Annotated in this window: 9 protein-coding genes; 6 read left to right on the top strand and 3 right to left on the bottom strand. The window is 36.7% G+C overall.

Annotated elements, in window-relative coordinates; translation table 11 throughout:
- The coding region (locus tag ACOVO2_RS25450) for a LuxR C-terminal-related transcriptional regulator (RefSeq protein ID WP_421772681.1) at positions 1 to 796 on the bottom strand (796 nt) is incomplete at its 3' end.
- A 244-nt stretch (positions 797 to 1,040) separates the two neighbouring features.
- Here ACOVO2_RS25450 and ACOVO2_RS25445 point away from each other — a divergent pair.
- The 3 genes from ACOVO2_RS25445 to ACOVO2_RS25435 are packed head-to-tail and all read left to right on the top strand — an operon-like array spanning position 1,041 to position 3,678.
- Positions 1,041 to 1,361: a LytTR family transcriptional regulator DNA-binding domain-containing protein gene (locus tag ACOVO2_RS25445; protein WP_421772680.1), complete on the top strand. Its 321-nt coding sequence runs from the start codon at positions 1,041 to 1,043 to the stop codon at positions 1,359 to 1,361.
- A gap of 20 nt (positions 1,362 to 1,381) precedes the next feature.
- A complete protein-coding gene (locus tag ACOVO2_RS25440; protein ID WP_421772679.1) occupies positions 1,382 to 2,566 on the top strand; it encodes a hypothetical protein in 1,185 nt (394 codons plus the stop codon).
- A gap of 5 nt (positions 2,567 to 2,571) precedes the next feature.
- Positions 2,572 to 3,678 (top strand): C1q-like domain-containing protein, encoded by a 1,107-nt coding sequence (locus tag ACOVO2_RS25435; protein ID WP_421772678.1) that lies wholly within the window; start codon positions 2,572 to 2,574, stop codon positions 3,676 to 3,678.
- Positions 3,679 to 3,705: 27 nt separating this feature from the next.
- Here the strand turns inward: ACOVO2_RS25435 and ACOVO2_RS25430 are convergent, their stop codons facing one another.
- Positions 3,706 to 4,689, bottom strand: coding sequence for a 1-aminocyclopropane-1-carboxylate deaminase/D-cysteine desulfhydrase (locus ACOVO2_RS25430; protein ID WP_421772677.1), 984 nt, complete (start codon positions 4,687 to 4,689; stop codon positions 3,706 to 3,708).
- A 32-nt stretch (positions 4,690 to 4,721) separates the two neighbouring features.
- Here ACOVO2_RS25430 and ACOVO2_RS25425 point away from each other — a divergent pair, with 32 nt between their 5' ends.
- A complete protein-coding gene (locus ACOVO2_RS25425; RefSeq protein ID WP_421772676.1) occupies positions 4,722 to 5,762 on the top strand; it encodes an RluA family pseudouridine synthase in 1,041 nt (346 codons plus the stop codon).
- Between the two features lie 115 nt (positions 5,763 to 5,877).
- Positions 5,878 to 6,330: a GNAT family N-acetyltransferase gene (locus ACOVO2_RS25420; protein ID WP_421772675.1), complete on the top strand. Its 453-nt coding sequence runs from the start codon at positions 5,878 to 5,880 to the stop codon at positions 6,328 to 6,330.
- A gap of 29 nt (positions 6,331 to 6,359) precedes the next feature.
- Here ACOVO2_RS25420 and ACOVO2_RS25415 read toward each other — a convergent pair whose 3' ends face one another.
- The gene (locus ACOVO2_RS25415; RefSeq protein ID WP_421772674.1) at positions 6,360 to 6,602 is read right to left on the bottom strand and encodes a hypothetical protein; all 243 of its coding nucleotides are present in this window, start codon (positions 6,600 to 6,602) and stop codon (positions 6,360 to 6,362) included.
- A 153-nt stretch (positions 6,603 to 6,755) separates the two neighbouring features.
- On the opposite strand from ACOVO2_RS25415, the gene ACOVO2_RS25410 reads away from it, so the two are divergent.
- Positions 6,756 to 7,835, top strand: coding sequence for a hypothetical protein (locus ACOVO2_RS25410; RefSeq protein ID WP_421772673.1), 1,080 nt, complete (start codon positions 6,756 to 6,758; stop codon positions 7,833 to 7,835).
- The last annotated feature ends 1 nt before the right edge of the window (position 7,836 follow it).

Genomic DNA, 7,836 nt, shown 5'->3' with positions numbered 1-7,836 from the left:
ATACCAAATGATTCCGCAGCACGAAACTTATTAGTTCGGCTGCGGTTTTTGTGTTTGTTTTGGCTCGTAGATTACGTTTGTGGTTTTCGACGGTATCGTAAGCAATCCCCAACTCAGCCACTATGTCGGGTGTTTTCAGACCACGAGCCATCAGCCTTAAAACCTCAGTTTCTCTTTTGGTAATATTGACTTTAGCAAGCGTTTGGGTATGTTTTTGGAACGGAAATACCTTAAAATGTTGGCTTTGTTGTGGCGATGAAACCATTACGGTCATCATGATTTCGGCAGGGGGTGGCAGGTGCGAAATATCCGTCATCACTACCAGTACCGAGTGGCAATTGTAATTTTCATCGAAATAAAAATCAGGAATCTGCATCAGCATCCACCTAAAATCTCTATCTATTCCCTGAAAACGAGCATAAATACTGGCATTTATACGATGCTTTTTTAAGTATAAACTTTGGGCTGTTTCTATTGCATAGCCCGTTGCAGCATAGATAAAATGAACGTCGTCGGGGTGCATTATATTAGGAGCTTGCACATTCGGATTCTCAAGATTCCGCCATTGTTCGCTTGAGTAAGGACTTAAATCGCAACAATTTTCACTTATATGAAGGATTTTACCCGTGTGATTTTCGGGGATAAACCAGTAATACGGTCCAATCGCAAACTTGCTCAATTGCTCTATTGAAGACTTAAAAAAATCGTAATATTTACTTTCTTGACCGTCGTCTGCGGTAAAGAACTGCTCAATAAAGCCTTTTGGACTAAGTGGTTTGAGGTGAATAGTATCCATTTAAACTAAGCTACTTTAGGTTTTTGTAACCAAATTTATATAAAGTTTTTACTAAACGGCAAGAAAATGACAGATTTCTGCTATTTATTTCTTATTGGTAGATAAGTAATTTTGAACGGTTATCGAGAGTATTGTAAATCAGTCAACCAGCACAAGAATTCTACTCAAAACCATATATTTATCCGATTGACGGAGAAGATATACATCGTCAAATTTGCAATGTAAAACACCCAAAACAAATACCATGAAAAACAGGCCATCAAGAAAACACGAAACACTGCTTAAAGATGCTTCAAAGCAAATTATCAGATTGCAAGCAGATACCAATTATACGATATTTTATATGCAGAGCGGGCAAACCCAAGTGATGTCGTATTCGCTTAAAAATTATCAGGATGCTCTTACTTTTCCTTTCATTCGAGTGAATAAATCATGTATCATCAATCTTCATTTTTTTAGAAATATTGATGCTACCTCAAAGAAAATTTTATTGAAAGATGGCTCTGAATTTCAGATTTCAAGAAGGAGATTCGAGGAGGTTTGCCGTAATATTTCTAACTTTTGATTCATAATAAACTTAATAACATGAAAAAAATCTTTATTCTTTTGCTTTTTGTTGTGAATTTAGCTCACGGGCAATCAGTAACAATCACACCTGCAGATGCCTCCCAAACAACGATTCGTAAATTCGGTGGTACTGCAACCCTAAGAATAGTAGGTGCTGGTGAAAGTGGATTTGGAACTGGAACAACAGGTAACTCAGAAATAAGTTTATCAAATATGACTTATTTAGGAGCAAGTGCTACAAGTTCAATCAAATTCAATAATGTTTACAGTATCAAAAACACTTATACACCTAACCTTGCTGGTGAAGAGAACACTTTTGGAATGTTTTATAATACAACGCCTTTTTTTGCTTTTAACCCATATTCAACAGTACTCGAAACAGTCCCGATTAGTGTGAGTCATACGGCTTCAAATACACTTAGTTTAGCAAATTCGACCGCTTTGGGAAATAATGTAAAAAATGAAATATTTTTCAAAACGGGTTCATATTTTACAGGAGCAATCAAAACCATTGGAACCAGTGCGTCTTTTGCTCGGATGGGCTTTTTTACATACACTGACCAAAGTTCAAATAACTTAGTGGAAAGGCTAAGTATCATTGATGGCGGAAATGTAGGAATTGGTACTACAACCCCTCAGACGGCTCTTCATGTAATAGGAAACGTTCGTTCATCAAATTTGGCAGGCACAGGAAGCCGTCAGGTTTTTGCCGATGTTAATGGAACACTAACGACTGACTCTCAAACAAATTATTTAGCAATTTCACCATCATCATTTCAACCTCGATACAATAATAGCGGCACTTTTATTGCGAGTGATGCTTTCAGTGACTGTAATATGTCGGTTGGCTCAACTGATGATATTATTACTGGAATTAACTTACCGCATGGGGCAACCATTACAGCAGTAGAATTATTTTATATCAATAGAGATAATACAAAGAAATTTCAATGTTATTTTTCAAGAAGTGGTTTCGGTTTAACATCAAGTCAAATTATTGTAAATGCAGGTACAAGTTTAGTTTCTGCGTCGTCATCAGACATAAAAAGTATTATTTTTACACCTAATTCTTCTTATATAACAGTTGATAATAGTTCGTTTAGTTACAAAATAATTCTTGAAGTACAAACCACAGCAGGAGTATCTTCTACTTGGTCAGCCGATATGTCAATTAAAGGCATAAAAATCACTTACACTCTATAAAATAAATGAAAAAAATATCAATTCTACTCATTCTAGCTATAAACCTTGTCTACGGGCAATCCGTTACTCTCACCCCAAACCAGTTTCAACGAAACGGAGGGAATGGTAATGATATAGAGTTAAAAAAATATGGAAACGAACTTCCGTTTGTATTAGGTCTAATTGCTGATGGTACACAAAACTCACCTACAAATACATTAAATGGACAACATCTACTGCGATTAGGTGGTGCTGGTTACAGTAATGGTGCATTCACAGCATCAAAAGCCAGAATCAATTTTATTACTACCGAAAACTGGACAAGTACAGCTAATGGCGTGAAAATGACCTTTTTTACAACACAAAACGGAGCAGTATCTCCCTCAGAAAGACTAATAATAGACCACGATGGTCAGGTAGGTATTGGTGCTACTGTCCCAAGCTATTTATTAGACATTAATGGCAGAAGCCGCATCAGGCACAACGGAAATACCGCAGGTATTTGGTTCTCAAAAACCGATAACGTAGCTGACCAAGGTTCATTTTTCGGGAATATCAACGATGCCTCGGCAGGTATTTGGATTGGAAGTGCTTGGCGTTTTGGTGTAAACGATGCTGGAACTGTCTGGATTCCGAGCCTTGCAGGTACAGGGACAAGACCAGTCGGAGCCGATGCTAACGGAAATTTAGTCCCAATGACGACTACTTCAAACGTAGCATTTTCGGCATATAGAGGAAACACTTTTTCAGTTACCACCTTCGCAGATTTGGTTTATAATATAGAGGAATTTGATTTATCCAACAATTACGATACTGGTACTGGCATTTTCACAGCTCCCGTAAGTGGAATTTATAATTGCACGGCAACCGTTACATGGCAAGATTCATTCACTGGTGCAAGGAGTATCAACATTCAAAAATTAGGCTTAGGGTGGAATAATATCAAAAGTAAGTTTATTCCGAGTGGTCAGAATACTGCAAATACCGATGATAATACTGATGATGTTTCTGGATTGATTCAACTCAATGCCAATGACCAACTAAAAGTAATGGTTTCGCAGAGTAGCGGAAGTGCAAAACTGATTGCCCCTGCATCTAATATGACTTATTTTTGTTGTTTTAAAGTCAATTAAGTATTTAATATTGTATTAACAAATGATTCAAATGTTATACAAGGGTAAAATAACATTATTTCTGCAGCCTCCCGTATGAACCAGCACGACCTTTGAATTAGGTTTAATGATTTCTAAAAAGTGCTGATAGAAGGCAAAAAACATTTTTCCCGAATAAATTGGTTCGATTTCAAAATCATGCTCGGCATTAAATTTTGAAACAAAATCAATTAATTCGGGTGTTTTTTTTGCGTATCCGCCATGATGTTCGCTCCAAAGAATTTCATAATTAATGTTGGCAGGTTTTAGAACCCTGCTAACGTTTGACATGGTATTACTTTTTAATAATGTATCAATTTCATTCAACAAATATTGTCCGTTTTTTAAGACGCAGACTCCAATTACCTTAGTTTGGCTATTGGTATTGGCTATAATTCCCGAAATAGTTCCAGCAGTCCCAACTGGACAAAGAATATAATCGGGAGCTTGCCCCAATTGTTCAACAATTTCATCAACCATTTCCCCTACTCCGCTAATCGATAATGGTGTAGTGCCACCTTCAGGAATTATCCTTGCGTTTCTGTAAGATTGAATAATCCAATTAGCATCTGGTTGCTCCCTCAAACTTCGATACTCAGTTCTTGTCAAAAAATGTAATTTCATACCGCATTTTGAAGCAAATCTGAGTGTTTCCGAAGAATTTTCGTTCAATTCATCTCCTCTTATAATACCCACAGTTTCAAAGCCAAAATACTTGCCTGCGGCCGCTGTTGCATAAATATGATTGGAATAGGCTCCTCCGAAAGTTACTATTTGGCGAATCCCCTGCTTTTGAGCGTCCAATAAATTATATTTTAGTTTTCGCCATTTATTTCCCGAAATCTCTGGGTGAATCAAATCATCTCTTTTCACAAAAACTTCCATACAATGAGCTGTAAATTTATCATCATTTATTTTTTGCAAAGGCGAAGGCAAGGTCAAAATTTGATTAATTTGCTCAGCGAAAGTGATGTTTGCAGAATTATCGGTCATTTTATCTTAAATTTGCGGTAAATTTAAGGATAATGATTGAAGAACAAGAAAATATAGAAAACGAAGAGGAAGATGAACTATTCGAACATCAGCGAATTGTGGTTGATAAAGGTCAGGTCATGATGCGACTTGATAAATATTTGCCGCATTTCACAAAGAATGTTTCTCGAAATAAAATTCAGAATTCGATTGACGCTGAGGCCATTAAGGTAAATGGCATAACCGTAAAAGCAAGTTATAAAGTAAAGCCCCTCGATGTAATTACGTTTTCGCTGCCACGCCCTCCCCGTGACCATGAATTACTCGAAGAAGATATTCCGCTCAATATTGTCTATGAAGACGAAGACCTCATGGTGGTGAACAAACCTGCGGGTATGGTCGTGCATCCTGCGGTTGGTAATTGGTCTGGAACGCTCGTAAATGGATTGGTGTATTACTTGAAAAACCTTCCAACACACCGCAACGGAGAAATTCGTCCAGGATTGGTGCATCGAATTGATAAGGATACTTCTGGCCTTTTGGTGATTGCCAAAAACGATTTTTCAATGACGTTTCTGGCCAAACAATTTTCTGACCATTCAATCGAACGCACTTATTACGCACTCGTTTGGGGAGTTCCAAAAGAGGTAACTGGCACAATTCATAATCACATTGGGCGAAGCTTGAAAAACCGCAAATTAAGCGAGGTGTATTTAGATGCCTCTCACGGAAAGGAATCAATTACACATTACAAAATTCTGAAAGATTTGCGTTACGTTTCGTTGATTCAGTGTAATTTAGAGACAGGACGCACGCACCAAATCAGGGTTCACATGAAGTTTTTGGGGCATACACTTTTCAGCGATTCAGAATATGGTGGTGATAAAATTTTAAGAGGACAACAGTTTTCAAACTATAAAAAATTTGTAGAAAATTGTTTTGAAGTCATGCCTCGGCAAGCACTTCACGCCAAAACTCTTGGTTTTGTACATCCACGAACCAAAGAATGGATGCAATTCGATACCGAATTACCTGATGATTTCAAGGCAGTTCTCGAAAAATGGGAAGGATACGTCAACAACGAACGTTCCTAACTCATAAACCAAAATGAAAAACGAATAAAATTAAGTAACAAAAATATTAAAAATCCCTAATCAATAAAATTCCCAACTCCAATTTAGGGACAGCCTGGAGCTAGGGGCCAAAACTATGAAAATCAAGATAAGAAAAATAAAAAAAGCCGATGTTGAGCGAGTATATGAACTGGTATACGAGTTGGCAGTATATGAAAAAGAGCCTCAACAAGTGACAAATACTGTAGAAATGATGCTCAAAGATGGATTTGGCAAAAACAAGATTTTTGGTTGTTTTGTGGCTGAAGTTGATGGCACAATTCAAGGTATTTCAATCTATTACTACCGCTATTCTACTTGGAAAGGTAAGCGTTTATACCTCGAAGATATTGTGGTTACGGAAGCGATGCGTGGTCATGGACTCGGCAAACTTCTTTTCGATAAAGTAATTGAAGAAGCAAAAAACACTGAATGCACCGGCATGATGTGGCAAGTACTTGATTGGAACGAACCAGCCATTAATTTCTATCGTAAAAATTTCCCAACTCGCTTTGATGAAGGCTGGATAAATTGTCATTTAGATTTTTAGTAGAACAAATCTTAGATTTGTTCTGAATACTAATTTCGTTGACGCTCCATTCTACGGCGTTCTTTCTGAAGTTTTTGTTGTTTTTTACGGTCTTTCATGGCCTTTTCACCGATATAATGTATTTTGCCCTTCCAAATCTTGCGAGGGTTGAAGGTTCGTCCACCGTGTTTATGTTCCATTTCTACCTTGCAAGATTTAACTGGACAAGGGCGATAAACATAGCAACTTTGGAGTGCCAACAAAAATATCAATATCAGTACAAGGTGTTTCATTCGTTTTTATAACGCTGAAAAATGTCGTTTCATATTCAGCCTATTTGTTTTTCGCAAAAATAACAATTTAGAAACTAATTTCTTTAAAATATATCATTACCAATGGCTGAGTTAATACAAATAAGAATGGAGAATTCTGCAATTTTAACAAAATTGCAAAAACAATTTAATTCAAATATCAAAAAAATTAATTCGCTAAAACAAGAAATTGAGTTTGTCAAGTCTGAGATTGAACAAATAAAGGTAAAAATTCAGGCAGATATTCTGCCCTTAGAAAGAAAACTGATTGATATTCAAGTAAAAGAAATCATCTATCTTGATGCTCTCTATCAGCAGGGAATTTTCAAAAAAAGAGACAAAGAAACCCTCTCAGAAATAATTCTTGAAAGAGCTGGTGAATTTATCACCCAAACAGAATCAGATGAATTGAACGAAATATTTACGCGTCACAATAATGGAATAAGCTTTGATGAAGCCAACGAGGAAGCTAACAAGATGGCATCTGAAACTTTGAAGGAGTCATTTTCGTCAATGTTTGGAATGCAGATTGATGATGATGTGGACCTAAGCGACCCCGAAAAATTTCAAGAATACTTCGAACAGCAAATGGCAGCCGAAGAAGCCGAGTATGAGGCACGAAAAGCAAATCGGAAGAAAACGGCTAAACAAATTGAAAAAGAAGAAAAACAAAGACTGGAAGAAAAGAATTTGAATAAAACGAGCCGACAGATTTACATGGAATTGGTGAAGGCTTTTCACCCAGACCGTGAAAAAGATGAACTCGAAAAAGAACGCAAAACGCTTTTGATGCACCGAATAACCGAAGCCTACGAAAAAGATGATTTATTTGACTTACTTCGCCTTAGGCTCGAACTTTTGGGTACTGATTTCGAGCATAGCAACGATGAAAGTTTAAAATACTATGTAAAGTTATTAAAACAACAAGTTGAAGAATTAGAAGATGAACTTTTGGAAGTAACATCATTTGGCCAAAGTTCATTCTTTGGGCCATCACTTTATGAACGCTTTGGCTCAGATGGCTATCAAACTTTGGAAACAAAATTTAAGAAAGAAGTTTCTAATTTGAAAAAAATCATCAAGAATGAGGAAAAACAAGCACCATTTTATAAAAATAGCGACCAAGTAAAATTTCTAATTGACCAATATCGACAGGAGCAAAAAGCCATCAAACGCCGAGGCTTTAATATGAATGATATTTTTGGAATGATGTAAA

This window comes from Emticicia sp. (assembly GCF_049241225.1).
Lineage (GTDB): Bacteria > Bacteroidota > Bacteroidia > Cytophagales > Spirosomataceae > Emticicia.
This window is presented reverse-complemented; position numbering and strand designations above follow the sequence as displayed.

Excerpts from the sequence above, each read along its gene's own strand:
- ACOVO2_RS25445 (WP_421772680.1), top strand. The coding sequence starts at position 1,041 with ATGAAAAACAGGCCATCAAGAAAACACGAAACACTGCTTAAAGATGCT.
- ACOVO2_RS25440 (WP_421772679.1), top strand. The coding sequence starts at position 1,382 with ATGAAAAAAATCTTTATTCTTTTGCTTTTTGTTGTGAATTTAGCTCAC.
- ACOVO2_RS25435 (WP_421772678.1), top strand. The coding sequence starts at position 2,572 with ATGAAAAAAATATCAATTCTACTCATTCTAGCTATAAACCTTGTCTAC.
- ACOVO2_RS25430 (WP_421772677.1), bottom strand. The coding sequence starts at position 4,689 with ATGACCGATAATTCTGCAAACATCACTTTCGCTGAGCAAATTAATCAA.
- ACOVO2_RS25425 (WP_421772676.1), top strand. The coding sequence starts at position 4,722 with ATGATTGAAGAACAAGAAAATATAGAAAACGAAGAGGAAGATGAACTA.
- ACOVO2_RS25420 (WP_421772675.1), top strand. The coding sequence starts at position 5,878 with ATGAAAATCAAGATAAGAAAAATAAAAAAAGCCGATGTTGAGCGAGTA.
- ACOVO2_RS25415 (WP_421772674.1), bottom strand. The coding sequence starts at position 6,602 with ATGAAACACCTTGTACTGATATTGATATTTTTGTTGGCACTCCAAAGT.